General features: G+C 66.4%; 19 protein-coding genes. 12 read left to right on the top strand and 7 right to left on the bottom strand.

Annotated elements, in window-relative coordinates; all coding sequences use genetic code 11:
* Positions 1 to 20: 20 nt before the first annotated feature.
* The 3 genes from ABQ039_RS18620 to ABQ039_RS18610 are packed head-to-tail and all read left to right on the top strand — an operon-like array spanning position 21 to position 3584.
* The gene (locus ABQ039_RS18620; RefSeq protein ID WP_349778517.1) at positions 21 to 1616 is read left to right on the top strand and encodes an alpha/beta hydrolase; all 1596 of its coding nucleotides are present in this window, start codon (positions 21 to 23) and stop codon (positions 1614 to 1616) included.
* A gap of 31 nt (positions 1617 to 1647) precedes the next feature.
* Positions 1648 to 2394: an ATP-binding cassette domain-containing protein gene (locus ABQ039_RS18615; protein WP_024940732.1), complete on the top strand. Its 747-nt coding sequence runs from the start codon at positions 1648 to 1650 to the stop codon at positions 2392 to 2394.
* The gene (locus ABQ039_RS18610) at positions 2391 to 3584 is read left to right on the top strand and encodes an ABC transporter permease (protein WP_102251113.1); all 1194 of its coding nucleotides are present in this window, start codon (positions 2391 to 2393) and stop codon (positions 3582 to 3584) included. Before ABQ039_RS18615 ends, ABQ039_RS18610 begins: the two co-directional genes overlap by 4 nt.
* A gap of 281 nt (positions 3585 to 3865) precedes the next feature.
* Here ABQ039_RS18610 and ABQ039_RS18605 read toward each other — a convergent pair whose 3' ends face one another.
* The 5 genes from ABQ039_RS18605 to ABQ039_RS18585 all read right to left on the bottom strand — a co-directional run bounded on the left by ABQ039_RS18605 (position 3866) and on the right by ABQ039_RS18585 (position 11494).
* Positions 3866 to 4885, bottom strand: coding sequence for an energy transducer TonB (locus tag ABQ039_RS18605; protein WP_047127581.1), 1020 nt, complete (start codon positions 4883 to 4885; stop codon positions 3866 to 3868).
* Positions 4886 to 5018: 133 nt separating this feature from the next.
* On the bottom strand, positions 5019 to 6584 hold the full coding sequence (locus tag ABQ039_RS18600) for a tryptophan halogenase family protein (RefSeq protein WP_349778516.1): 1566 nt from the start codon (positions 6582 to 6584) through the stop codon (positions 5019 to 5021).
* 12 nt (positions 6585 to 6596) lie between these two features.
* A complete protein-coding gene (locus ABQ039_RS18595; RefSeq protein WP_104590275.1) occupies positions 6597 to 7610 on the bottom strand; it encodes a cupin-like domain-containing protein in 1014 nt (337 codons plus the stop codon).
* A complete protein-coding gene (locus ABQ039_RS18590) occupies positions 7600 to 8301 on the bottom strand; it encodes a SapC family protein (RefSeq protein WP_184611910.1) in 702 nt (233 codons plus the stop codon). The genes ABQ039_RS18595 and ABQ039_RS18590 overlap by 11 nt, the downstream gene beginning before the upstream one ends.
* A gap of 178 nt (positions 8302 to 8479) precedes the next feature.
* A complete protein-coding gene (locus tag ABQ039_RS18585) occupies positions 8480 to 11494 on the bottom strand; it encodes a TonB-dependent receptor (protein ID WP_349778515.1) in 3015 nt (1004 codons plus the stop codon).
* A 252-nt stretch (positions 11495 to 11746) separates the two neighbouring features.
* On the opposite strand from ABQ039_RS18585, the gene ABQ039_RS18580 reads away from it, so the two are divergent.
* The 3 genes from ABQ039_RS18580 (at position 11747) to ABQ039_RS18570 (ending at position 17147) form a co-directional block, all read left to right on the top strand.
* Complete coding sequence (locus tag ABQ039_RS18580) at positions 11747 to 12436, top strand: glutathione binding-like protein (protein WP_349778524.1); 690 nt, start codon at positions 11747 to 11749, stop codon at positions 12434 to 12436.
* A 349-nt stretch (positions 12437 to 12785) separates the two neighbouring features.
* Positions 12786 to 15014: a S9 family peptidase gene (locus ABQ039_RS18575; RefSeq protein WP_349778514.1), complete on the top strand. Its 2229-nt coding sequence runs from the start codon at positions 12786 to 12788 to the stop codon at positions 15012 to 15014.
* A gap of 342 nt (positions 15015 to 15356) precedes the next feature.
* On the top strand, positions 15357 to 17147 hold the full coding sequence (locus tag ABQ039_RS18570; RefSeq protein ID WP_065033445.1) for a DUF885 domain-containing protein: 1791 nt from the start codon (positions 15357 to 15359) through the stop codon (positions 17145 to 17147).
* A gap of 112 nt (positions 17148 to 17259) precedes the next feature.
* Here the strand turns inward: ABQ039_RS18570 and ABQ039_RS18565 are convergent, their stop codons facing one another.
* Entirely contained in the window at positions 17260 to 17730 is a 471-nt protein-coding gene (locus ABQ039_RS18565) for a hypothetical protein (protein ID WP_065033446.1), read from the bottom strand.
* 198 nt (positions 17731 to 17928) lie between these two features.
* On the opposite strand from ABQ039_RS18565, the gene ABQ039_RS18560 reads away from it, so the two are divergent.
* The 3 genes from ABQ039_RS18560 to ABQ039_RS18550 all read left to right on the top strand — a co-directional run bounded on the left by ABQ039_RS18560 (position 17929) and on the right by ABQ039_RS18550 (position 22288).
* Entirely contained in the window at positions 17929 to 18171 is a 243-nt protein-coding gene (locus ABQ039_RS18560) for a hypothetical protein (protein ID WP_024939083.1), read from the top strand.
* A gap of 264 nt (positions 18172 to 18435) precedes the next feature.
* Complete coding sequence (hemB, locus tag ABQ039_RS18555; RefSeq protein WP_024939082.1) at positions 18436 to 19425, top strand: porphobilinogen synthase; 990 nt, start codon at positions 18436 to 18438, stop codon at positions 19423 to 19425.
* A 343-nt stretch (positions 19426 to 19768) separates the two neighbouring features.
* The gene (locus ABQ039_RS18550) at positions 19769 to 22288 is read left to right on the top strand and encodes a sulfite reductase flavoprotein subunit alpha (RefSeq protein ID WP_349778513.1); all 2520 of its coding nucleotides are present in this window, start codon (positions 19769 to 19771) and stop codon (positions 22286 to 22288) included.
* Between the two features lie 845 nt (positions 22289 to 23133).
* Here the strand turns inward: ABQ039_RS18550 and ABQ039_RS18545 are convergent.
* Positions 23134 to 24015, bottom strand: a complete 882-nt coding sequence (locus tag ABQ039_RS18545) for a PD40 domain-containing protein (RefSeq protein ID WP_184611797.1) — start codon at positions 24013 to 24015, stop codon at positions 23134 to 23136.
* 52 nt (positions 24016 to 24067) lie between these two features.
* On the opposite strand from ABQ039_RS18545, the gene aroE reads away from it, so the two are divergent.
* From aroE to ABQ039_RS18530, 3 genes are read left to right on the top strand one after another with little or no spacing between them, the layout of a single operon-like run.
* Positions 24068 to 24919 carry a shikimate dehydrogenase gene (gene aroE, locus ABQ039_RS18540; RefSeq protein WP_024939079.1) on the top strand — a complete coding sequence of 284 codons (852 nt, stop codon included), beginning with the start codon at positions 24068 to 24070 and terminating at the stop codon, positions 24917 to 24919.
* Complete coding sequence (locus ABQ039_RS18535; protein ID WP_016902791.1) at positions 24909 to 25283, top strand: hypothetical protein; 375 nt, start codon at positions 24909 to 24911, stop codon at positions 25281 to 25283. The genes aroE and ABQ039_RS18535 overlap by 11 nt, the downstream gene beginning before the upstream one ends.
* Entirely contained in the window at positions 25280 to 25516 is a 237-nt protein-coding gene (locus tag ABQ039_RS18530; protein ID WP_126966442.1) for a hypothetical protein, read from the top strand. The genes ABQ039_RS18535 and ABQ039_RS18530 overlap by 4 nt, the downstream gene beginning before the upstream one ends.
* Positions 25517 to 25603 lie beyond the last annotated feature (87 nt).

Here is a 25603-nt window from a genome sequence, read left to right as displayed (position 1 = left end):
AGGAACTATCAGGAGAGATGGTGAACATGGTGAAGCAACCCACACTGGTGGCGGCGCTGCTGATCGCATTGCTGGCAACCGGATGCCAGCCTGCGGACCAGCCGGCTGAAAACACGGCTGCCACGACCAAGACGGGCACAGCCACGCCCGGCCTCGCGCAGCCGCAGGCCAAGCCGCAGCCCGGCACCGCCGCAGGCAATCGTTACGGCACGCTGCAATTTGCACCGTGCACGCTGAGTTCCGGCAGCGCGGCCGGCAATATCGAGGCGCAATGCGCCAGCCTGCGCGTGCCGGAAAACCCGGCCGCGCCGACCGGGCGCAGCATCGATCTGAAGATCGCCTGGCTGGAAAGCGAGGCCGGCGCCGGCAGCACGCCGGATCCGGTGTTCTTCATTGCCGGCGGGCCGGGACAATCGGCCACCCAGGTCGCCGCGATCGTGGACATGGGGCTGCATGAAGTCCGCAAACGGCGTGACATCTTCCTGGTCGACCAGCGCGGCACCGGCGGTTCGCATCCGCTTGCGTGCCGCGATGCCGCCGGCAAGCCGCTCGTACTGGAAAACAGCAGCGCCGCCACCGCCGAGCAATTGACCGATTACGCACGCCAATGTGCACAAGGGCTGCGCAACGATGCCGATCCGCGCTATTTCACCACCAGCGAGGCGATTGGCGATCTAGATGCGGTACGCGCCGCACTGGGCGTGCAGACGCTCAACCTGATTGGCGGCTCCTACGGTACCCGGGTCGCACAGCACTATGCGGCGCGCTATCCGCAACACACACGCACGCTGGTGATCGATGGCGTGGCGCCAAACGATCTGGTGATCGGCGGCGAGTTCGCGCGCACGTTCGAAGATGCGATCGCGTTGCAAGCCACCCAATGCCGCAAGGACGTGGCATGCGCCAAACGCTTTCCGGTGGACACGCGCACGCAGCTACGGCAGGTGGTGGAGCGCTTGCGTCAGGCGCCGGTGGCGGTGGATTACCGCGACCCGCGCACCGGTGAACTGCACCACGAGCAGGTGACGGCCGATACCGTGGTCGGCCTGGCGTTCGGGTTTTCGTATGTGCCGCAAACCGCCTCGTTGTTGCCGCTGGTGCTGGACGAGGCGGCGGCAGGGCGTTACGCCTCGCTGATGGCGTTGGCGCAGATGAGCGCTTCGGACATGTCCGACCAGATGAATCGCCCGATGCAATGGTCGGTGCTGTGCAGCGAAGACGCCGGCCGCTACACGCCGCCATCCGGCAAGGACGACACCTTGCTGGGAGCGGAAGTGGCGCAGATGTTCTTTGCGCCCTGCAAGGCCTGGCCGACCAAGCCGACCCCGGCTGCCGACGCCGCACCGTTCAAATCCAAACTGCCGGTGTTGTTGCTGTCGGGCGAGCTGGACCCGGTGACGCCGCCGCGCTATGCCGAGCGTGTGCTGCAGGGCCTGCCCAATGGCCGTCACCTGGTGGCGCCGGGGCAGGGCCACGGGGTGTTTCGACTGGGCTGCATGCCCAAGGTGCTGGGCCAGTTCCTGCAGACCGCCAATGCCAAGGCACTGGATGCGCAGTGCGTGGCCAGCCTCAACAATGTGCCCGCGTTTACCTCGTTCAACGGATGGGAACCATGAGCCGCACCGACCACGCCACGGAGGCGCACGCATGATCGTCGTCGACAAGCTGCACAAGTCGTTCAAGACCAAGACCGGGCTGGTGAAGGCGGTCGATGGGGTCAGTTTCAGTGCTGCCGATGGCCAGATCACCGGCCTGCTCGGTCCCAATGGCGCCGGCAAGACCACCACCTTGCGCATGCTCTACACGCTGATGTCGCCCGACCAGGGCAGCGTCACCGTGGATGGCGTGGATGCCGCCCGCGACCCGGTGACGGTGCGCCGCGCGCTGGGCGTGTTGCCGGATGCGCGCGGCGTCTACAAGCGGCTGACCGCGCGCGAGAACATTGCCTATTTCGGTGAGCTGCATGGCCTGTCGCGTGCGCGGATCGCCGAGCGCACGCGCCTGCTGTCGGCCGCGCTGGACATGGACGACATTCTCGACCGTCAGACCGAAGGCTTCAGCCAGGGCCAGCGCACCAAGACCGCGATTGCGCGCGCGCTGGTGCACGACCCGCGCAACGTCATCCTCGACGAGCCCACCAACGGGCTGGATGTGATGACCACGCGCGCCATGCGTGGCTTCCTGCAGCAACTGCGTGCCGAGGGGCGTTGCGTGATCTTTTCCAGCCACATCATGCAGGAGGTGGCGGCGCTGTGCGATCGCATCGTCATCGTCGCCAAGGGCACGGTGGTGGCCTGCGGCAGCGCCGACGAACTGCGCGCCAGCACCGGCGAAGACAATCTGGAAGACGCCTTCGTCAAGGCGATCGGCTCGGACGAGGGACTGCACGCATGAGCACCACATCGTTGTTGTCCACGCTATGGACGGTGCTGCGCAAGGAGTTGCGCGACATCGGCCGCGATCGCCGCACGCTCGCACTGGCCTTGCTGCTGTCGCCATTGCTGTATCCGGTGCTGATCCTGGGCATGGGCGCATTGAGCGAAAGCCGCGTGCGTACGCAGATCGACAAGCCGTTGGAGATCCCCATGCTCGGCCGCGAGAACGCGCCCAATCTGGTGCGGTTCCTGGCCGCGCAGGGCCTCAATGCGGTCGATGCGCCGGCCGATCTGACCGCCGCGATCCGCAATCAGGATGTGGATGTGGCACTGCGCATCAGCGACAGCTACGCCGACGATTGGCGCGCCGGGCGCCCGGCCCTGGTGGAGGTCATCAAGGACAGCACGCGGCGCGAGGCCGACGTGCCGAGCCTGCGCCTGCAGGCCGCACTCGGCAGCTATAGCCAGCAGGTGGGTGCACTGCGGCTGCTGGCGCGCGGCATCGATGCGCAGGTGGGCAGGCCGCTGGAAATCGCCGCGCAGGATCTGGCCACTGCCGACGCCAAGCGCGGGCAGATGATGGCGATGCTGCTGCCGGTGCTGCTGGTGATCACCTCGTTCCTGGGTGGCGCCTCGCTGATCCTGGATGCCACCGCCGGCGAGCGCGAACGCCAGTCGCTGGAACCCTTGCTGGCCACCCCGGCGCCGCGCAGCGCGATCGTCAGCGGCAAGATCGCTGCCGCCTGCGTGATCGGCATGGTGTCGCTGTTGCTGACCTTGCTGGCCTTCAAGTTGAGTGCGCAGCTGTCCACCTCGAACCTGGGCCGCCAGCTCAACGTCGGTTTCGTGCCGATGCTGCAGATGCTGTTCATCCTGGTGCCGATGCTGTTCATCGGCACCTCGCTGCTGACCTATCTGGCCGCCGCTGCCAAGAGCATGAAGGAAGCGCAGGGGCATATGACCTGGCTGTTGCTGCTGCCGATGCTGCCGGGCTATGCGCTGATGGCGTATCCGTTGAAGACGCAGCTATGGCATTTCGCGGTGCCGTTTCTGGCGCAGAACCAGATGCTGCTCAAGGTGATCCGCCACGAGCAGATCAACGCGCAGACCTGGGCGGTGTATCTGCTGGCGGGCTTCGGTGTGGCCGCGGTGCTGTGGTACGCGGCAGTGCGGCGCTATCACCAGGAGCGGCTGGCGATTTCCGGTTGATGTTCCTTCTCCCATTGGGAGAAGGTGTCTGAAGTGCGGATGAGGGTACGGATCACCAGCAAACAAAAAGCCCGCAGCGATGCGGGCTTTTTGTTTGGTGCCCGACATTCGCCGGGAGTGCAGTGCATCGATCATCGGCAGCCATTGGCCATCAGCCAGCAATCAACAAACGATCGACCAATCAAACGATCAACGACCAAGCAACCAAGCAATCAATCAAGCAACCAGCAGACTCACTCACTCAGCCGCATGCAGATGCACTCGATCGCCCAACGCACCAATTAACCGCCGGGGTTGAACGACAGCGTGCGCCGCGTGGTCACCGGGGCAGCCACCGGTTCGAAGCGCCAGCGCTTGACCGCATTGAGCGCTTCGCGGTCGAACACGCGCGGCGGGGTGGCGCGCAGCACGCGCGAGGCGGTGATCGAGCCGTCGGTGCCGACGGTGATCTCCACCAGCACTTCGCCGGAGGTGCCGGCGCGCAGCGCTTCGGGCGGGTAACGCGGTGCCGGGGTGCTGATCGGGCGTAGCGACTGCGCGGCCGGTGCAGCTGCGGCAGTCGCCGGGGCCGGGCGCGGGGCGGCCGGGGTCGGAGCAGGCGTCGGGGTCTCGGCCTGACGGCGCGCCGCAGCCTGGCGTTCGGCCTCTGCGCTCTGCTGGCGGGCGGCTTCCTGTTGCGCGGCGATCTGCTGCGCAGCGGCCGCCTCGCGGGTCTGCTGCTCGGCCAGACGCTTCTGCTCGGCCGCCTGCTTGGCCTTGTCTTCGACCAGCTTCTTGGCCTGCTCGGCATCCTGCTCGGAGCGGCTGGCGGCGGTCTTCATGCCGGTCTCCAGGCCGCTCTTCAGGCGCGGCAGTGCCGGTGCCTTGGGGTCGACCTTTTCGATCAACGCGATCAGGCGCTGCGCTTCGGGGAATTCTTCGCGGCTGATGCCCTGTTCGGCGGCGATCAGCGTGTACGGCAGCAGGTCGGTCAGCGCGCTGTTGACGGTGGCGTCCTGCGGCTGCTTTTCACGCAAGGCCAGGTAGTACTCCACCGCGTTGTCGCCGGCCGGGGCGTACATGCGATTGTCCTGCAAGGCCTTGGTGGCCGATGCGCGCAACTGGTCGGCGGCCATCGATTGCACCTGCGGCGACACTGCGGTGGCCGGCGTCGGCGCGGCGGCCGGTGCCGCAGGCGTGGCACCGGTGGCAGGCGCGGTGGCGGCGGCCTTGTCGTCCTGCTTGGAGCAGGCGGCCAGGCCGACCAACAAAATGACCGGCGCGATCCGGCGTGCCATACGGCCCTGTGTCAGATCCAACATGCGTCCCCCTTACCCCGATTGCGAAAGATGCTGCGGCGAGGCCGGCCATTGTTCCCGCAATGGACGGCAAAGCGGCAATCTAGCATTGCTGGGGCGGTCTAAGCCAAGGGGGGGCGCCTGCCGGGCGCGAAATTCATCGCGCTCCGGTAGCCAGCGCGGCGTTGGCCGGCAGCCGCGTGGCCGGCTCGGGCAGCGGCGGCGCAGGGCAGTAGCGGTGCAGGAAGTCCGCATGCGCAGGCAGCCGCGCCAATGCGGCATCGACCCGTGTGCGGATGGTTTCCAGGAAATGACGAAGCTCGGCATCGCCCATCAGGTCGGCCACCGGGTGGTGCTGGTTCGGCGTGATGCCCTGGCCCAGCATCACCTGCACCCAGGAATTTTCGGCAAACAGCTCGTTGGCCTGGTGGAATACCCGCCCGCTCTGGCGGAACAGCTCCACCCGGTGCCGCAGCGTGTCGGGGATGTCCATCGCCGCGCAATCGCGCCAGAACGGCGTGTCGCGGCGGTCGGTGGCGTGGTAGTGCAGGATCACGAAATCGCGGATATGGGTGATTTCGGCGGCGGCCTGGCGGTTGTATTCGGCAATGTCGACATCGTTGATGACCTGCGGAAAGGTCTGCATCAGCCGGATGATGCCGCGCTGGATCAGATGGATGTTGGTCGATTCCAACGGCTCCAGAAAGCCGCTGGCCAGCCCCAGCGCCACGCAGTTCTTTTCCCAGACCCGATGCCGCTGATTGGGCGTGAAGCGCAGTGCGCGCGGCTGGGTCAGTGCGCGGCCGCTGAGATTGCGCTGCAGTACCTGCGCGGCGCTGTCCTGATCCATGTAGCGGCTGGAGTACACGATGCCGTTGCCGACGCGGTGCTGCAGCGGAATGCGCCACATCCAGCCCGCCTGATCGGCGCGCGAGCGGGTGTAGGGCACCGGCGCGCCGACCGATTCGGTCTGCACCGCCAGCGCGCTGTCGGCGAACAGCCACTGCGACCAGTCGTCGGTGCCCACGCCCAGCGTCTTGCCGATCAGCAGGCCGGAAAAGCCGGTGCAATCCAGGAACAGATCGCCTTCCACCCGCGTGCCGTCGTCCAGCGTCAGCGCGGTGAGATAGCCGCTGTGCGCGTGGGTCTCCACGCTGCCGATGCGGCCTTCGATGCGCTGCACGCCGAAGCCTTCGCTGAAGCGGCGCAGGAAGCGCGCGTACAGGCCGGCATCCAGGTGATAGGCGTAATTCATGCCGCCATTGGGCAGATGCGCAAAGCGGCCTTCCTGCGCGGCACGCAGTTCCAGGCAGTAGTCGCCGAAGTCGCGCGCCAGGCCACGCTGCCGGCCCTTTAACCAGAAATGCTGGAAACCCGCGCTCCAGTGATCGGTGCCGGTGTGGCCGAACGAGTGGATGTAGTGCCGGTCCACATCGCGCCAGTGCTCGAAGCCGATGCCCAGCTTGATGGTGGCCTGCGTGGCGGCCATGAACGCGGCCTCGTCGATCTCCAGCAGGCGGTGGAAGGTGACCAGGCTGGGGATGGTGGCTTCGCCCACGCCCACCGTGCCGATCTCGTCCGATTCCACCAGCACGATCTGCAGGTGCCGGCCCAGCACTTTGGATAACGCGGCGGCGGCCATCCAGCCGGCGGTTCCGCCACCGGCGATGACGACGCGGCGCACCGGGCGCTGTTGTGGGTCGGAAGGGGCGGTGTCGGTCATGGCGTCAGATCCTCAGCGATTCAGGCGTTGCAGCAACCGCGCGCGCAGGCTGCGGGCACGGGCCTCGTCCATCGGCGCCAGGACGCCGCGCGCAGACTCCGGCATGTGTGCGGCGGTGTCCGCATCGGCATCGAACACGTAGTGGTCGAACACGTCCCGCCAGATCGCGCGTTGCTCGGCTGGCAGGTCGCGGAGGGTGAGCAGCGCCAGCATCAGCGCGTTCATCGGCGAATCCATGTAGGCCGGGCTCTGCCGCCACCAGAAATTCACCAGCACGTTGAACGGCGTCAGCGCTTCGACGTGATGCCACCACATGCTGGGAATGAACAATGCATCGCCCGGTTCCAGCTCGGCCACCAGCGCGTGTTCCAGCGCCTGCGCATAGCGTGGAAAGCGCTGCAGGTCCGGCGCGGCGATATCCACCAGGCTGACCGGCTGCCCGGCCGGGGTGAGATCGAGCGGGCCGATATACAGATTGGCCAATTGCTGCGGCGGAAACAGGGTAAAGCGGCGGCGCCCGGCGACCACGCAGGCCAGGTTGTCGGGCAGGTCCTGGTGGGCGGCGATGCGGGTGCGGTTGCCGATCCAGATACTGGCCAGCGGCTCGCGCTGCGGCAGCGCGATCGGGTTATGCGCGCGCAGGCCGGGCAGGTAGGTGTCCAGCGTGGTGGAGCCGACGTAGATCGCCGGTGGCTGCGGGTTGTGCAGATCGCGCAACAAGGTCTCCAGCACCACGCCCAGCGGCACGCGCTCGGGGCGGAAATTAAAGCCGCTCATGTCCGCGTTGTAGAAGAAGCGCCCGCCGATGTCCGGCGGGCCGACCTGTGCCACCACCGCTTCGCCGCGATCGAAACCGCGCAGGTAGGCGGCGGCGGCCTGCGCCGAGGTGGCGCCGGCCTGCGCCAGTGGCCAGTCGCGCACCAGCCCGCGCAACACCAGCGGCGTGGTGGAGCGCAGCACGGCCGGGTCCAGCTGCTGCGGGTCCAGCCCGTGCCGTTCTTCGATGGCGCGCGGCTCAGCCAGCATGACGGCGCTGCATGCGGTCGAGCAGATGGCGGAACTGGGCGACCGAGGCCACCGCCATGTACAGCGGTTCCAGATCGCCGTGCCGGTGCAGGTCGAGCAGGGCCGCATCGTCGAGTGCGCGCAGGCGTTCCTCGTGCACCGCGTAGAGCCCGGTCAGACGGCATTCCAGGCCGTTCTGCAGCGTGGCCTCGAACACGAATGGTTCGAGCAAGTCGTAGCCGAGCAAGCGGTCGACGAACGCCTCGCTCGCGGCCAGGCCATCGTGCAAGGTGCGCAACACCTGGCCGATGTGGTCGAGAAATTCGGTGGTACCGCCGTGTTCGCGAAACAGCACCTCGCCTTCGCTGCGGCTGATACGCGGGCTGTCCAGGTCCACGTGCACCATCGGCCCGTCCTCCTGTTCGCCGATCAAAAACGGTTGCCGCTGGATCGCCAGCGGCACGTACGGCGCATCCCAGCGCGCGCCGTCCAGGAACAGGTTCTCGCCCAGGCGTAATCCCAGCAATGCCAGCGGCTGAAAACTGCGCTCGCCGCTGCGATGGAACACGATCGGGTACTGCGCCTGCAGTTGGCGGAACTCCTGCGGAAAGGTCGCGGCCGACATCACGTCGTCGCCGTAGGCGGCGCCGTGCGTGGTGATCACGCGCAGGTCGCGGTGATCGAGGTTGTTCAACAACACGGCATTGGTCATGGGGGGGAAAGACACATCACGCGGGGCGCGTGGCCCATGCTTGGACAGTTGCTTCGGCATGGCAAGTCCCGGATGCGACACATCCGGGAAACGCCACGAGAGCGCCGTGCGAAACGCCCCGGCAGACTCGCTGCCGGGAGCGCTTAAAAGAACATAACTGCATGACTAACGCGCTGCATCACCAGAACTTGTAACGCACGCCCAGCATGTAGCGCGGGCCGGTCTGGGTGGCGTAGATGATCTGGTTCGGGTGACGGCCGTGCTGGCGCTGCACCTCGTCGGTGAGGTTGATCGCCTCCAGGCTCAGCGACAGGTTCTCGGTCCACTGGTAGCCGATGCTCAGGTCCAGCTGGCCATAGGCTTCGGTGTAGACCGGGTTGGGCTGGCCGCTGCCGTCGAAACGTGCAGCCAGGAACTCGTCGCGCCAGTTGTAGGCCGCACGCACCTGCCACTTGTCCCTGTCGTAGAAGCCCACCACGTTGGCCGAATCGCTCAGCCCTTCCAGCGCGAACTGCTCGCCGATCACGTAGTTGTCGTAAGTCAAGCCGGAGTCGACCTTGGTGTAGTTGGCCGACACGCCGAAGCCGCTGTCGCCGAACATGTGCTGCAGGTTGAATTCCCAACCGTCCAGCGAGGCCGAGCGCTGGTTGGCCGGCGCGGTGATGGCGAAGTTGGCCACCGGATCGCCCGGCTGCCCGCTGATCACGCCGGTGGCATTGCCGTTGGAATCGTCCTGCCCGCGCACCACACCCGGCGCACCGCCGCGGTTGCGGAAGATGTAGTTGCGGATGCAGGTCAGGTCGGCCGAGGCGCAGCCGTTGCCCAGCGCTTCGTTCCAGTACGCACCACCCACCGGCGTGTTCAGGCCCAGCGAGGAGTCGTTGCGCGTGGTCACGCCGATGTAGTTGTCGATGTTCTTGCGGAAGAAGCCCACCGAGGCGTAGCTGGCATCGCTGTAGTACCACTCCAGCGAGAAATCGATGTTGTGCGAGAGCAGCGGCTTGAGGCCGGGATTGCCTTCCTGGCCGGTGCCGCCTTCCAGGCGCGCGATCTGGTTGAGCGTCTGCCCGCCCTGGATATCGCCCCAGCCGGGCCGGCCGATGGTTTCGCCGTAGCTGCCGCGCAGCACCAGATCCTCGGTGAGCTTGAAGCTCAGGTCCAGGCTGGGCAGCCAGTATTCGTACTTGCCGCTGCCGCTGGCGAACGCCGAGTCGGCCAGGCGGATCGGCAACTCGTTGTTGGCGACCCAGTCGATGCCCACCGCCACCGGCACCAGTGCCTGCGCCTCCACCTTGGTTTCTTCGTAACGCACACCGGCGGCCAGGCTGATCGGCACGCGCAGATCGTCCCAGCTGTTGTTCCATTGCAGGTAGGCGTTCTTGGATTTTTCGGTCACGCGGCGGTCGGTGGTGAACACCGGCGAGGTGCGGTACAGCGCATCGTCGCCGGCCACCTGCGCGGCCGCCTGGCGGGCACGTTCGAAGTCGAACAGGAACAGCTGGTTGAACTGTGCCGGATTGCCGCTGCCGTCGATCGCATCGAAGTACTGCGCAAACGAGCTGGGGATCCACAGATCGTCCGGATAATCGGCCGCGGTGCCGGCACCGCCCCAGGTGTCGCGCTGCACGTTGGAGAATGCCGAGCGGTTCTTGACCTCGGTGCTGCCGATGCCGAACTTCAACTGCGAATAATTTTCGAAAGTGAAGTCGCCGTTGACCTGGGCCTGGTCGATCTCCGACTTCATGTAGCTGTTGCGGAACGCCGAGCCGGTGACCAAGGTGCGCGACGGATCCAGCCCGGTCAGGCCGAAGCCCAGCTGCTGCTGCAACACCGGGAAATCCTTGCTGAAATCCACCACCGAGGTGCCGCGGTAAAAGCCGGACACGCCCAGCGAGTTGCTGGAACCGAACGGGCTGTCCGCACCGGCTTCGGCGGTGGAGCGGTGGATGTCGAAGTTGAGCTTGAACTGGTCGTTCACCGCCCAATCCACGTTAAAGCCCAGCGACTTGTTCTGGTTGCGGGTGGCCGCGTTGGAGCCGGCGGTGGCCAGATCGCTGGTGGCCGGATTGACGATTTCCGAATAGGTCACCGGCCCGGCGACCGGGCCATTGGTCCAGGCGCTGGCCGACGGCCCATAGTTGAACCACACCGACATCTCGTTGCGCTGCTGCTGGATCTTGTTTTCCGAATAGGTGTAATCCAGCGTGGTGGTGACGTTGTCCAGCGGCTTGTACTGCAGCGTCAACTGGCCGTTGGTGCGCTGGCGCTCGACGCCGACCACGCGGTAGTTGAGGTTCTGCGGCACCGAATAGATGTCATTCGGGCCGGGGCGGTTGACGATGTTTTCCGAGCCCGGTGTACCCGGCTGCGGGATGGTGCCGTAGGCGGTGGAATCGCCGCGGAACGAACGCCAGCCGTTCGGCACGCCGACCTGGCTATAGCCGAAGTCGCGTTCCTGGTAGCTGCCGCTCAGCGATACGCCGAAACGTCCATCGGCCGAGGTATTGCTGAAGATGCCGGAGATTTCCGGGGTCAGCGAATCGCCCTGCAGGCGTCCGGGCAGATTCTCGTTGGAGCTGTCGTGCACGCCCTTGAGGCCGACGTTGGCATGCAGGCCCGGGTTGTCCAGCGGCCGGCTGGTCTTGATGTTGATGGTCGCACCGATGCCGCCAGTGGGCGTGCTGGCGCGGCTGGTCTTGAACACCTCGATGCCGGAGATCGACTCGGACGCCAGGTTGGCGAAGTCGAATGCGCGTGAGTTGGAGGCGTTGGATTCCTCGATGCTGGCGCCCGGCATCTGCCGGCCGTTCAACAGCACCAGGTTGAAGTCCGGGCCGACGCCGCGCACGGTGACGCGCGAGCCTTCGCCCAGCGAACGGTCGATCGACACGCCACTGATACGTTGCAGCGATTCGGCCAGATTGGTATCGGGGAACTTGCCGATGTCTTCGGCCACGATGCCGTCGACGATGCCTTGCGCATCGCGCTTGACGTTCATCGACGAGGTGAGGCTGCCGCGGATGCCGGTGACCTGCACTGCATCGAGCGTGGCGGGGTCGGCCTGGCTCGCGCCGGGGACAGTGGATGCGGACTGCGGTGCCGGCGCGGTTTGCGCGGCCAGCGGCGTCGACAGGGCAAACAGCAGGGCAGACGTCAGACGCCGCGTGCGCGGCAGGGTGCGTGGCTCTCTCACGATGATTTCTTCCCCAAGTGAAGATAAGCCGGCCCCAGGCGGGACAGGCGAAGGTCGATGAAACAATCGTGCATTTGTGAGCGCAGGCTTAACCAAGTCAACTTGCACTGCAGCATCGGCCGCGAGCCAATCGCGTCACACATCGTTCCAGCCAGCACCACCGCACGCGCACGCGCCGGTAGCGGGCTTGGTCGTACCATCGATCGCCAAGGCGCGCGCTGCGTGCCATCCCCTGCCGAACTGGAGCGCACGATGATCGACCTGTACTACTGGCCCACCCCCAATGGCCACAAGGTCACCTTGTTCCTGGAAGAAGCCGGGCTGGACTACACGCTCAAGCCGGTCAACATCGGCAAGGGCGAGCAGTTCGAGCCGGCCTTCCTGCAGATTTCGCCCAATAACAAGATGCCGGCGATCGTCGACCACGCACCGGCCGACGGCGGCCCGGCGCAGAGCGTGTTCGAATCCGGCGCCATCCTGCTGTATCTGGCCGAGAAGACCAGCCGTTTCCTGCCGCGCGATGCGCGTGGCCGCATTGCCGCGCTGGAGTGGCTGTTCTGGCAGATGGGTGGGCTGGGGCCGATGAGCGGCCAGATGGGTCACTTCAACGTCTACGCGCCGGAAAAGATTCCTTACGCGATCGAACGCTACAACGCCGAGGTGCGTCGCCTGCATGGCGTGCTCGACAAGCGCCTGGCCGAGCAGGCATTCCTGGCCGGCCCCGAGTACGGCATTGCCGACATGGCCAGCTATCCGTGGATCGAGGTCTACGCCGACATCCGCCCCGATTACGCCGAGTTCCCGCATCTGAAGCGCTGGCACGACGCCATCGCCGCGCGCCCGGCCACGCAGCGTGCGTATGCGCTCAAGGAGCAGGTCAACCCCAACGCCGGCAAGCCGCTGAGCGAGGAAGAGCGCAATCATCTGTTCGGTAAACGCTGAAGGCGCAGTAACAACAGCGCGGCACGCACCGCAGTTCCACACGGCGGCTGAGTTCCTCTCCCCCGGGAGAGGGGTTGGGGTGAAGGTACGCAAGTGGAGCCAGACCCACCGCCCCCCGTAACCTGCGCACCACGAAACGCGCATGCACCATCCGCAGCCCGCCAACTGCGACCATCAGCCCAAACGCACCTCTGCTCGCTAGAAACTGAGCGACAACAACCCCAGCACCATGCTGCAGCACACGCGCAGAACCGCGCGCAGCCCTTCATCGCGCACGCGCAGCATCGCCGCGCTTCTCAAACACCGCACGCGCCCGCATCCTGTGCGTTATCTCAAGACAGGATCTTCGATGCGCGCCCTGTTCGCCGCCCTTGCCCTCATGCTCAGCACGATCACCACCGCCCACGCCGAAAAACTCACCCTCGACGCCATCACCGGCCCATTGCCGTTGTCCGGCCCGACGCTGATGAAACCCAAGGTCGCCCCCGACGGCTCGCGCGTGAGCTTCCTGCGCGGCAAGGACAGCGACCGCAATCAGCTGGATCTGTGGGAGTACGACATCGCCAGCGGCCAGACCCGGCTGCTGGTGGATTCCAAAAGCGTACTGCCCGGCACCGAAACGCTCAGCGATGTTGAAAAGGCCCGCCGCGAGCGCCAACGCATCGCCGCCTTCGCCGGCATCGTCGATTACCAATGGGCGCCGGACGCACATGCACTGCTGTTCCCGCTCGGTGGCGAACTGTATCTGTACGACCTGCGCAAGACCGGCGCGGCGGCAGTGCGCAAGCTCACCCACGGCGAAGGCTTCGCCACCGACGCCAAGCTCTCGCCCAGGGGCGGCTTCGTCAGCTTCGTGCGCGAGCGCAACCTGTGGGTGATCGACCTGGCCAGCGGCAAGCAGCTGCAGCTCACCAGTGACGGCAGCGACACCATCGGCAACGGTGTGGCCGAGTTCGTCGCCGACGAGGAAATGGATCGCCACACCGGCTATTGGTGGGCGCCGGACGACTCGGCGATCGCCTTCGCGCGTATCGACGAATCCGGCGTGCCGGTGCAAAAGCGCCCGGAGGTCTATGCCGACCATACCGAGGTCATCAGCCAGCGCTATCCGCAGGCCGGCCAGCCCAACGTGGCCGTGCGGCTGGGTGTGATCGCACCGCGCGCCAACGCCGCGCCGCGCTGGATCGAGCTTGGCAACAACCCCGATATCTATCTCGCACGGGTGGATTGGCGCGATGCGCAGCGGCTGACCTTCCAGCGCCAGTCGCGCGACCAGAAAACCCTCGAGTTGATCGAAACCACGCTGGCGAGTGGCAAGCAACGTGTGCTGATCACCGAGACCTCGCCGACCTGGGTGCCGCTCCACAACGATCTGCGTTTTCTCAAGGACGGCCGTTTCATCTGGAATTCCGAGCGCAGCGGCTACGAACATCTGTATGTGGCATCGGAAGACGGCCGCACGCTCACGCCGCTGACCTCCGGCGCCTGGGTGGTCGATGCACTGCTCGCCGTCGATGAGCAAGCCGGCACGGTGTATTTTTCCGCCAGCAAGGAATCGCCGACCCAGGCCCATATCTACGCCGTGCCGCTGGCCGGCGGTGCGATCGAACAACGTTCGACAACCCACGGCACGCACGCCGCCAGTTTCGCCGGCAATGCCAGCGTGTATGTCGATACCTGGTCCAACACCACCACGCCGCCGCAGATCGAGCTGTTTCGCGCCAATGGCGAAAAAATCGCCACACTGTTGAAGAACGATCTGGCCAATCCGCAGCACCCGTATGCCAGATACCGTGACGCGCAGCGCCCGGTGGAATTCGGCACGCTCACCGCTGCCGACGGCACCACGCCGCTGCAGTATCGCCTGATCAAACCGGACGACTTCGACCCGGCCAAGCGCTATCCGGTGATGGTGTACGTGTATGGCGGCCCCGCCGCGCAGACCGTGCTCGACGCCTGGCCAAGCCGTGGCGATGCGCTGTTCGATCAATATCTTGCGCAACGTGGTTACGTGGTGTTCTCGCTGGATAACCGCGGCACCCCGCGGCGTGGCCGTGCCTTCGGTGGCGCGCTGTACGGCAAGCAGGGCACGGTGGAAGTGGACGACCAGCTGCAAGGCGTGGCCTGGCTCAAGGCGCAGCGCTGGGTCGATCCCACCCGCATCGGCGTGCAGGGCTGGTCCAACGGCGGCTACATGACGCTGATGCTGCTGGCCAAACACAGCGACGCCTACGCCTGCGGCGTAGCCGGCGCACCGGTCACCGACTGGGGCCTGTACGACACCCACTACACCGAGCGGTACATGGACCTGCCGGCCGGCAACGCCGCCGGCTACCGCGACGCACGCATCGCCACCCATCTGGACGGCCTGCGTGCCAAGTTGCTGCTGATCCACGGCATGGCCGACGACAATGTGCTGTTCACCAACTCCACCGCACTGATGAGCGCGTTGCAGGCGCGCGGCACTGCCTTCGAATTGATGACCTATCCCGGCGCCAAGCACGGCTTGTCCGGCAGCACCGCCCTGCATCGCTACAAGACCGCGGAGGCATTTATCCAGCGCTGCCTGATGCCCTGAGCGGCCGGCAATCGGTGCCGGGGAGACGGAACTGCAGTGGTAAACGACCGCCGATGCCTGGCATCGGCGACATTCACAAGACCGGCCGGGCAGGAGATGCCCGTTGCAGTGTGGACCTGCACGGGCCGAGCGGCGAGGGAAGCCGGCGCCAGGTGGACGCCAGCCGCAAGCACGGGCGATGGCGCTAGCAAATGCTGACATTCGCCAGCACACCGCCAATCCAATCAACCTGGTAGCCGACCCGCAAGCGCCGCCGCACTCCTGCCGACCATGACCTAAGACGCATTGCCGCAGCCGCCGCGGATGGGTAGGGTCGCGCTACTCAACTTGCGGATCCGCCCGATGAAACCACTCGTTCTCGCCATTGCGCTGGCGCTCGGTGCTTCGCTGCCATTGCAGGCACAGACCGGCAAAGCCGCGCAGGCCCAACCTGCCACGCCGGCCTGGGTGCAGACCAGCAATGGCTATGCACAGATCCTGCTGAACGCGCAGGCGCCATTCCAGCCCGAATACGCCAGCTTCTTCGGCGTGCCCGGCTACGATGACCAGGTCATCGACCTGGGGCCAAACAATGCCGCGCGCTACCGCGATGCGATGAACAAGGCGCGCGCCGCGTTGCAGGCCAAGCTGGCCACCGAGCGCGACGTCAATGTGCGCCAGGACCTGCAGATCATGATCGCTGCGGCCGAGCAGAACATCGAAGGCAGCGAACTCAACGAGCGCTATCTGTTGCCGTGGAACGATGCGCCGCAGCTGGTCTTCAGCGGCCTCAATGGATTGTTGTCCGACCAGACCGTGCCCGAGCGCCGCGCCAAGGCGCTGGACCGCCTCAAGCGTTACGTCGGCCTGGTGCCGGGCAGCACGCCGACCACCACGCTGGCTCGCCAGCGCTACGAAGAGCAGCTTGGCAACACCACCTTGCTGCAGCCCACCCAGCGCGAAGTGGAGCAGGCGCTGGCGAACGTGGACACCTACGTCGCCGGCATCGGCGAGTTGTTCGCCAAGTACAAGATCGCCGGCGGTGACGAAGCGCTCAAGGCGATGTCCACCCAGTTGAAGGATTACGCCAGCTGGACCCGCACCACGGTACTGCCGAAGGCACGCAAGGACACCCGCCTGCCCGAACCGCTGTATGCCTTCCAGCTCAAGCAGGTCGGCATCGATATCGCCCCGCAGCAGTTGATCCAGCGCGCGCAGCTGGAATTCATGGAAACCCGCTCGGCGATGCGTCAGCTCGCGCCGCTGGTGGCCAAGGCCAAGGGCGTGCAGGGCAGCGATTATGTACAGGTGATACGTGCGCTCAAGGGCAACAAGATCGCCGACGACCAGCTGGAAACCCACTACCGCGGCGTGATCGACCAGATCGACCCGATCATCCGCCAGCAGCGCATCGTCGATGTGCCCAATCGCCCGATGCAGATGCGCCTGGGCAGTGCCGCCGAAAGCGCCGCGCAACCGGCACCGCACTTCCTGCCGGCACCGCTGATCGGCAATACCGGCCAGCAGGGCCAGTTCGTGCTGCCGCTGGGCAACCCGACCGCCGACGGCGCCAAGAAAGAGCAGTACGACGACTTCAACTTCGGATCGGCCGCCTGGACGCTCAGCGCGCACGAAGGCCGCCCCGGCCACGAGCTGCAGTTCACCGCCATGGTCGAACGCGGCGTGTCGCTGGCGCGCAGCCTGTTCGCGTTCAACTCGGTCAACGTCGAAGGCTGGGCGCTGTATGCCGAAGCCGAAATGGTCCCGTACGAACCGCTCGACGGTCAGCTGATCGCCCTGCAGTTCCGCCTGCTGCGCGCCGCCCGCGCCATGCTCGACCCGATGCTCAACCTCGGCCTGATCGACCGCGAACGCGCACGCCAGGTGCTCGAAGACGACGTCGGCCTCTCGCCAGCGATGACCCGCCAGGAACTGGACCGCTACACCGTCCGCGCCCCCGGCCAGGCCGGCAGCTACTTTTACGGCTACACCCGCATCCTCGAACTGCGCATGCGCACCGAGCTGGTCCTGGGCAAGAAGTTCGACCGTCTTGCCTTCAACAACTTCCTGCTCGACCAGGGCCTGCTGCCGCCGGACCAGCTGGCCAAGGCGGTGGAAACACAGTTCATTCCAGCGCAGCAGGGCAAGCGCTAAGCGATTCGAGGCTGTGTATTGAATCAGGGCGCGATGGAGCTTGAAGGAGCCCACCATCGCGCCCTGCTGCAGTGTTGCCTACGCAAATGCTTTCAAATCCTTGTGATTCGCCTCAGCGCGTTGGAGGCGGCATATCCGGCGCCGCGCGCTGCTGCGCCCCCGCCGGCACCCAGATCGCCATGCCGGCCGCACGCTTCTGTGTGGTCGGGATGCCGATGCCCAGGCCACCGCCGACCCGGCCGCCGTAGCTGCCGCCGCCGACCGACAGGCCGCCGCCGGAGCGTTCCGAGCCCACGCCGACGATGACCACGCCGTTGGCGCCAAGCTTGGCGGCTTCGCGCTTGAGCCGTTGCACGGCTGCATCGGTCTGGCCCTGGGTGCCGAAACCGGCAGCGCTGGTGGATTCGAGCTGGGCGATTTCCACCGAGCCGACCGGTGCATTGGAGTACACCTGCACCAGTGACGGGTCGATCGGCGTGCGCGCCTGGCCCAGCATCACCTTGGAACTGCTGGCGCAACCGGCTAGCAAGGCAACGGTGGCTGCCGCGATGGCGGCATTCCTGATCAGCGATTGCATGTACATGGTGGAACCCCCTGTGGGTAATGGCAACGATGATCCGGCGCCCGGACTGAATCGCTCTGGACTTTGCCGCACCCTAGCCATGCCCACGTGAGGCTACCGCCAAGCCGCCATTGGTCAGGGTGACCATCTGCCCACAGCGCCTTGGCGGGCGCGGCGCTAAGCTCGGGGCTTCTTTGAATGGCGAGGTGGCACGTGGGATTGATCAGCCTGCTGTGGGGCATTGTGGCGCTGCTGTGGATGGTGCTGGCCTTCATCCCGTTGCTGGGCTGGGGCAACTGGTTCCTGATCCCGTTTGCGGCGTTGGGCGCGCTGATCGCGGCGATCGCGCTGCTGTTCACCTCGGCCGGCAATCGCGGACGTGCCAAGACCGGTCTGCTGCTCAACGGCCTGGTGATCGTGGTCGGGGTGATCCGCCTGAGCCTGGGCGGCGGCGTGATCTAGCTCGCGGCGTCGCCTTCCAGGCAGGTCGCGCGAGCTCTGAAGGGCCGTGCACCGGCTGGGGACGGAGAAGATCGACGCGTGGCACCGCCGCCAGCCGGGCGCGTTCCCTGTGGGGTGAGCTGACCGCGTGGTCCAAGCGGATCACGCTTGCATTGCATTGATCACGGCGTGATCCGGCCCGTTGCACCGCTGCGACACAGCGTCGCAGCGCGTCCGGCGGCGGGTCGCGGGCGTAAACTTGCGGGCTGCTGACAGGAGCCCATGATGGCCCATCCCCATTACCGTCCCCGCCGCATGCGCCACGATGCGTTTTCGCGCCGTTTGATGCGCGAAAACACGCTGACCACCGATGACCTGATCTGGCCGGTGTTCGTGCATGAGTTGTCCGGCCGCGCGCCGATCGCGTCCATGCCCGGCGTCGAGCGCCTGTCGCTGGACGAATTGCTGCGCGAAGCCGAAGCGGCCCTGGAGCTGGGCATTCCGGTGATCGACCTGTTCCCGGTGATCGACCCGGCCGGCAAGAGCCTGGACGCGGCCGAGGCCTGGAATCCGGACGGCCTGGCGCAGCGCGCAGTGCGCGCACTGAAAGCGCGGTTTCCCGAACTCGGCATCATGACCGACGTGGCGCTGGACCCGTACACCACGCACGGCCAGGACGGCATCATCGATGCCAAGGGCTATGTGCTCAACGAGATCACCGTCGAGGCGCTGGTCAGGCAGTCGCTGTCGCATGCCGAAGCCGGCGTGGACATTATTTCGCCGTCGGACATGATGGATGGCCGCATCGGTGCGATCCGCCGCGCGCTGGATGCGCAGGACCATCTCAATGTGCGCATCATGGCTTATTCGGCCAAGTACGCCTCGGCGTTCTACGGCCCGTTCCGCGATGCGGTCGGCAGCGCCGGCAATCTGGGCAAGGCCGACAAGACCACCTATCAGATGGACCCGGCCAACAGCGACGAGGCCATGCGCGAGATCGCGCTGGACCTGGAAGAGGGCGCGGACATGGTGATGGTCAAGCCGGGCATGCCGTATCTGGATGTGGTGCGGCGGGTGAAGCAGGAATTCCGCGTGCCCACCTTCGCCTATCAGGTCAGCGGCGAGTACGCGATGCTCAAGGCCGCCGCCGCCAATGGCTGGCTGGACGAACGCAAGTGCGTGCTGGAAGCGCTGATGGCGTTCAAGCGCGCCGGCGCCGATGGCGTGCTGACCTATTTCGCACCGCAGGTGGCGCGTTGGTTGCGGGAAGGCTGAGTGCGCCGAGGCGGTGCTGTGACGCCCTCCAGGCCGCAATTGGCGCCTGCAGGCTTGGCCCGATTCGAAAACCCAACGATCTCGCAGGCCGCGTTCTCTCGCGGCCTGCGCTGCGTGCGGCGCGCGCCATCCTTCCGGATGGGGAGGGAAGGTGTGGCGCAGGCAGCTTGATCAATCTGCTTCCCGCAGATCAATGGGTACCGGCGTTGCTGCAATGATCGAGTGACATAGCAGTCGCTGACTGACGACTCTGCGGCAGTGGCATGAGCCTCGCAATCCCACGCAAACTGCGATAACGATTCTCATCTACAATGGCGAGCCCACTGTTTGCGGCTGCTCGCGCGTGCTCAAGACCGTCCTGTTCCAATTGCACTGGCTGCTCGGCATCACGGCCGGGCTGGTGCTGTCGGTGATGGGGCTGACCGGCGCGTTGATGTCCTTCGAAAACGAGATCGTGCGGTTGGCCAATCCGGCCATCGCGCAGCTGGCACAGCGGCATGCCGCAGGCGAGCGGCCATTGCCGGTGAATGTGCTGCTGCGCCGGCTGGACCTGGATCAGCAACAGGCGGTCACCCGTATGCTGATCGATCCGACCGGCAAGCGTCCGTCCAATGCACGCCTGGCCGGCAAGGGCGGAGGCCGGGTGTACTTCGATCCGTACACCGGCGACAAGGTCGCCGCCCCGCGGCTGAGCGGCGCGTTTGCCTTCATCGAGGACCTGCATCGCCATCTGACCGCCGGCAAGCGTGGCCAGGCGGTGACCGGTGCGAGCACCCTGATCCTGCTGTTTTTCTGCGCTTCCGGCCTGTATTTGCGTTGGCCGCGACGCTGGTGGAGTCTGCGCACCTGGTGGGCAGTGGAATGGCGGCGGCAGGGGCGCAGTTTTCTGTGGAGCCTGCACGCGGTGTTCGGCACCTGGTGTCTGCTGGTGTACCTGCTGGTGGCGCTGACCGGGCTGACCTGGTCCTACAACTGGTACCGCGACGGCATGGTGGCCTTGCTCGGCACCGAGCCGGCGATGCGTGGCGACGGGCGCGATCACCGCCCGGCCACGGTGGATTTTGCAGCCGTGCAACGCACCCTGGATGCCATCCCGGCCACGCACAGCGCGGCACTGGACCTGCGTATCCCGCCGCGTGCGGGGCAACTGCTGAGCGTGCGGTTCCTGCCCGACCATCCCGATCACGATCGCGCCTACGACAATCTGGAGATCGAGCCGGGCAGCGGTGCGTTGCTGCGTCGCCAGGACTATGCACTGCTGCCGCGCGGGCAGCAGTTGCTGGTGAGCATGTTTCCGCTGCATTCGGGCAGCTTCTTCGGGCTGCCGGGCCGCATCGTGGTGATGCTGGCCAGTGTCGGCATGTCGGTGTTCTTCGTGACCGGCTGGATGTTGTACCTGGATCGCCGCCGCAAGAAGCGCGCGCTGCGTGCCGCGCGCGATGTCCTGCACGGTGCCCCGGCGGCCTCGCAGGCCGAGCCGTGGTTGATCGGGTTCGCCAGCCAGAGCGGGTTTGCCGAACGGCTGGCCTGGCAGGCGGCCGGGCATCTGCAGGCGGCCGGTCTGCCGGTGCAGGTGCGCTCGCTGGCACAGCTCACCGCGCAGCATCTGCAGGGCACCCGGCATGCCTTGTTCGTGGTCAGCACCTTTGGCGATGGCGAGCCGCCCGATACTGCCCGCAGCTTCGAGCGCGAACTGTTGCGTCAGCGCATGACGCTGCCACAGCTGACCTATGCCGTGCTGGCCCTGGGCGACCGCCAGTACGCGCAATTCTGCGGGTTTTCCCGACGCATCGAACAGTGGCTGCAGGCGCAGGGCGCGCAGCCGTTGTTTCCGGCAGTGGAGATGGACAACACCGATCCGCAGGCCCTGGCGCAATGGCATGCGCAATTGGCGCACATTGCCGGTGCGCCGGTGGCCGCCGTGCCGCTGGCCCGCCCGACGCTGCTGCACTGGACGTTGGCGGCGCGTACGCATCTCAACCCGGGCAGCGAGGGAGCACCGATCTGGCAGATCGATCTGCTGCCATCGCCCGGCACGCACTGGCAGGCCGGCGACATCCTCGAAGTGCAGCCGGCGCACGCCTACACGCACGTGCGCGCGTGTCTGGCCGCCTGGGGCCTGCCGCCCGACGCGCTGGTGCATGTCGATGCGCAGTTGCTGCCGCTGCAGCAGGCCGTCGCCGAGCGCGTGCTGCCGGAGCCGCCCACGCGCCCGCCCACGCCGCATCCGGATCCGCAGACCTGGCTGGACGCCTGCGCCTGGCTGCCGACCCGCGATTACTCGCTGGCCAGCGTGCCGGCCGATGGCGTTGCGACCGCGGTGGTGCGCCTGACCACAGGCGCCGACGGCAGCCCCGGCCTGGGCTCGGGCTGGCTGATCTGCCACGCACCCGTCGGTGGGCAGATACGCGCACGGTTGCGCACCAATCCCGGATTCCATCGCATCGAACAGGCGCCGATGGTGTTGATCGGCAACGGCACCGGTATCGCCGGTTTGCGCAGTCTGCTGCGCGAGGCCGAGCTGGCCGGCGTGCACGGGCATTGGCTGCTGTTCGGCGAACGGCAGGCCGCGCACGATGGTCTGTTTGCCGACGAACTCCAGGCCTGGCACGCACGTGGCCACCTGCAGCAGCTGGACCGGGTGTTCTCGCGCGACCAGGCGCACAAGCGCTACGTGCAGCATCACTTGCGCGAGACCGGCGACACCTTGCGCCACTGGATCGATCGCGGTGCGGTGATCCATGTCTGTGGCAGCCTGGACAGCATGGCGCGTGAGGTCGATGCCACGCTGCGCGAATTGCTGGGCGAGACGCGGCTGGAGTCGCTGACCGCAGCGGGACGTTATCGGCGCGACGTGTATTGAGCGCGGTCATGGCCGCTGCATCGCTGCGTTAGAGCGCTAACAAAAAATCTGGCGCACAGTCGTCAGGCGGGATTTGGAAGTTTTGGAAGAACCTAGTAAACGCCTTGGACATGCTGTTTCCGAGCATCGACCGCGCCTGCCTTGCGGTGAGCACACTGGTATTTGTTGGCTGCATTTTGCTGGATGCAGTCGAGAGCCTAGTTGATCGAGGGGCGCGATGCCCTCACCACTTCCGGGACACGCCGTGAATCCGTCCATGGAGGCTCCGTGGCGGCATCCATGCCGCCAAGGGTCCCGGAACCGGTAAGGACATCACGCCTGCCAAGTTGGTCGTGCGCTGATGGAACTGCAAAAAGCGAGATGACTTAAGCGAGACGACTTAACGCAGCGGCCTGGCTGCTTGTATGCATGTGTGGATGACTATTAGCGATAGGGGGCAAACCCAATCTACTTGCTGCCCGCCTTCGGCGGAAAGATCAGGAAATCAGACCACGTCGGCCAGATCAAAAGGAGCACGGAACCACCGCTGCGTCTGACCCACCGGTCGCCGCTCCTGCTGCTGACCATGCACACCGACCATCCCGACTGGTCCTTGTCCGCCCACCGTCGCGGGACCTTACGCGGCATGGATGCCGCGTAAGAGCCTACAGGGACGTACTTGCGGCGTGTCCTGCGATGGTGGGCGGGCAAGGGCCCTGCGACCAAGCCTCAGATCAGCAGCTCTGCAATCAAACCGCAGATCAGCAGTCCTGCAGCGAGGACCCAGATCATCCGCTCTGCAACAGCTTGGCGTGAAGTCGTATCCCCAGCAGCCCCTTGGCAAGGGTCTGCGCATCCACCCATCCTCAACGGCAGCTCGTATCCCCCTTCACCGCCGGCGCCTTCATCCGGTAGATGTCCAGCTGCCCCGCACGCGGTGCGCGCGCACTGCCGGTCACCAGCAACTCGCCTGGCTTGGCCGCATCCACCACCGCACCGAAGGTGCGTTCCTGCGGCCCGTTGAACGACAGCGGCACTGCCTGGCCCACGGTGTAATGGCCGTTGCTGCAGGTCGCAAGCAATAACTGGCTGGGACCATTTTGCTGGCCGCGTGCCCATACCAGCCCCCGTCCATCGCCAAGCCAGGCCGCATCCAGCTCGTCGGCAGCGCTGTTGATATCGCTCAGCGCCACCGGCGCGATGAAGGCCTGCCCATCCCAGCGCGCCACGAACATGTCCATGCCGCCTGCGCCACCGTGGCCATTGCTGGCGAACAGCAGGCGGGTGCCGTCCAGCGACAGTGTCGGGGAGCGCTCGTCGCCGCGGCTGTTGATCGCCGCGCCCAGGGATTGCACCGCACCGATCCGGCCCTGCGCATCCACCGGCGCGCGATACAGGTCGGCGCCGCCGGCACCGCCAGGGCGGCTGGAGGCGAACAGCAGCCAGCGGCCATCGGCACTGAACAGCGGGGAGCTCTCGTCCTGCGCCGTGTTGATCGGCAGCACTTCTGCGTCCTGCCAGCGCCCGCCGTTCAACCGGGCCTGCCACAGATCCCAGCCCCCGGTGCCGCCGGCGCGGTCGCTGGCCCAGACGATGCGTTGCCCGTCCGGACTCAGCGTGGCGCGCGCTTCGTTGGCCGGCGTGGAGACCACGCCCATGCCTTCGATGCCGAATTCGGCAAGCCCCGACGCGACCGGGACGCAGAGTAAACTTGCCGCCAGCGCGAGCAGTGTCCATCGAAGTTGCATGCGGGGTTCCTGCCTCAAGTCGCGCACAGTCTAGTCAACCAGAGAGCGTTTCATGCCCGTATCCCGTTATGCCGTGTTCGGTCACCCCGTCGCCCATTCGCTGTCGCCGGCCATCCATGCCGACTTCGGGAAGCAGACCGGCATCGCGCTGGACTACACCGCCATCGACGCACCTCCAGAAGAGTTCGCTGCCGCGCTGGAGCGCTTCGCCGACGAAGGCGGCAAGGGCGCAAACGTCACCCTGCCGCTGAAGGAAGCCGCCTGTGCGTTGTCGGCCAGCCTGAGCGATCGCGCGCGTCTGGCCGGTGCGGTCAACACGCTGGTGCGCAACGACGGCCAGTGGCAGGGCGATAACACCGATGGCGCCGGTCTGGTGCGCGACCTCACCGACCGCCACGGGCTGGATCTGCGCGGTCGCCGTGTGCTGCTGCTCGGCGCCGGTGGTGCCGCGCGCGGCGTGGCGCCGGCGCTACTGGAAGCGGGCATCACCGAAATGGTGGTGGTGAACCGCTCGCCCGAGCGTGCCGATGCCTTGTGCGATGCGCTCGGCGAGCCGGGGCGGGTGGTCTCGCGCTACATCGAAGACCTGCGCGATCTGGGCGACTTCGAACTGATCGTCAATGCCACCGCGGCTGGGCGCGATCGCGACGCCGGTGCGTTCGCCATGCCGCTGGGCCTGGTCAACAGCCTCACTGCGGCGGTCGATCTCAATTATGGCCCCACCGCCATCGCCTTCCTGGCCTGGGCACGCGCGGCGCAATGCCGCTACGCCGTCGATGGCCTGGGCATGCTGGTGGAGCAGGCCGCCGAGAGCTTCGCGCTGTGGCACGGAGTGCGCCCGGACACCGACCCGGTCTACGCCGCGCTGCGCGCGCGCGAGGCCGTTCTGGTCAGTGCCGACTGAGGTGGGCAGCGTCACCGCCACCGATATCCTGCTGACCCTGGTCACCAGCCTGCTGTCGCGCGTGCCGATGCTGATCGCGTTGCTGCTCGGGCTGGTTCTGCTGTGGCGTGCCTCGCAAAGCCCGTTGCGGCGTGCCGGGCTGGCCGCGCTCTGGCTGCTGCTGGGCTGCTTGTTTGCCGAGGTTGCCTTCCAGGCGATTCCGATGCTGTTGCTGCAGCAAGGCAATGTGCGTCAGATCAGCATGGTGACCAGCATCGCCCACTTCGTGCTGATGGCGATGCAAGGCGTGGGCATCGGCGTGCTGGTGTGGACGCTGGCAGGCAGCCTGCAACGCGTGCCGCCCGCCGCCGGCCCGCGCCCATGATTCCGCTCAAAGCCATCGCGCTGGTGGTGGTCGGGCTGGTCAGTGCCGGGCAGGGCGGGTGGACGCTGCTGCATCCGCAGGCGCTGGCTGCGGTCAATCGCGGCGGCCTGCTGTATGAGCGCTTCGGGCCCACTGGCGTGGGTGCCGGCATGTTGCTGATGGGCGTCGCAATGGTGGTCATCGGGCTGGTCTGGGCACGCTATGCATGGCCGCCGCGGACGCAAGGCCGCTGACAACGTGGAGCGACGCTGCCTGCTCGTTGTAGGCAGCGCAGGGTGATTGGGGCGGCATCCGTTGCGCGCCCCTTCGGGTCAGAACTT

Source organism: Xanthomonas sp. WHRI 6108 (assembly GCF_040202385.2).
Classification (GTDB): domain Bacteria; phylum Pseudomonadota; class Gammaproteobacteria; order Xanthomonadales; family Xanthomonadaceae; genus Xanthomonas; species Xanthomonas arboricola.
The sequence above is the reverse complement of the archived record's forward strand: the minus strand, read 5'-3'. Positions and strand labels throughout refer to the sequence as shown.

Bases quoted from the DNA above. Each gene is read 5' to 3' on its own strand.
- ABQ039_RS18615 (WP_024940732.1), top strand. From the start codon at position 1,648: ATGATCGTCGTCGACAAGCTGCACAAGTCGTTCAAGACCAAGACCGGG.
- ABQ039_RS18610 (WP_102251113.1), top strand. From the start codon at position 2,391: ATGAGCACCACATCGTTGTTGTCCACGCTATGGACGGTGCTGCGCAAG.
- ABQ039_RS18605 (WP_047127581.1), bottom strand. From the start codon at position 4,885: ATGTTGGATCTGACACAGGGCCGTATGGCACGCCGGATCGCGCCGGTC.
- ABQ039_RS18600 (WP_349778516.1), bottom strand. From the start codon at position 6,584: ATGACCGACACCGCCCCTTCCGACCCACAACAGCGCCCGGTGCGCCGC.
- ABQ039_RS18595 (WP_104590275.1), bottom strand. From the start codon at position 7,610: ATGCTGGCTGAGCCGCGCGCCATCGAAGAACGGCACGGGCTGGACCCG.
- ABQ039_RS18590 (WP_184611910.1), bottom strand. From the start codon at position 8,301: ATGACCAATGCCGTGTTGTTGAACAACCTCGATCACCGCGACCTGCGC.
- ABQ039_RS18580 (WP_349778524.1), top strand. From the start codon at position 11,747: ATGATCGACCTGTACTACTGGCCCACCCCCAATGGCCACAAGGTCACC.
- ABQ039_RS18575 (WP_349778514.1), top strand. From the start codon at position 12,786: ATGCGCGCCCTGTTCGCCGCCCTTGCCCTCATGCTCAGCACGATCACC.
- ABQ039_RS18570 (WP_065033445.1), top strand. From the start codon at position 15,357: ATGAAACCACTCGTTCTCGCCATTGCGCTGGCGCTCGGTGCTTCGCTG.
- ABQ039_RS18565 (WP_065033446.1), bottom strand. From the start codon at position 17,730: ATGTACATGCAATCGCTGATCAGGAATGCCGCCATCGCGGCAGCCACC.
- hemB (WP_024939082.1), top strand. From the start codon at position 18,436: ATGGCCCATCCCCATTACCGTCCCCGCCGCATGCGCCACGATGCGTTT.
- ABQ039_RS18545 (WP_184611797.1), bottom strand. From the start codon at position 24,015: ATGCAACTTCGATGGACACTGCTCGCGCTGGCGGCAAGTTTACTCTGC.
- aroE (WP_024939079.1), top strand. From the start codon at position 24,068: ATGCCCGTATCCCGTTATGCCGTGTTCGGTCACCCCGTCGCCCATTCG.
- ABQ039_RS18530 (WP_126966442.1), top strand. From the start codon at position 25,280: ATGATTCCGCTCAAAGCCATCGCGCTGGTGGTGGTCGGGCTGGTCAGT.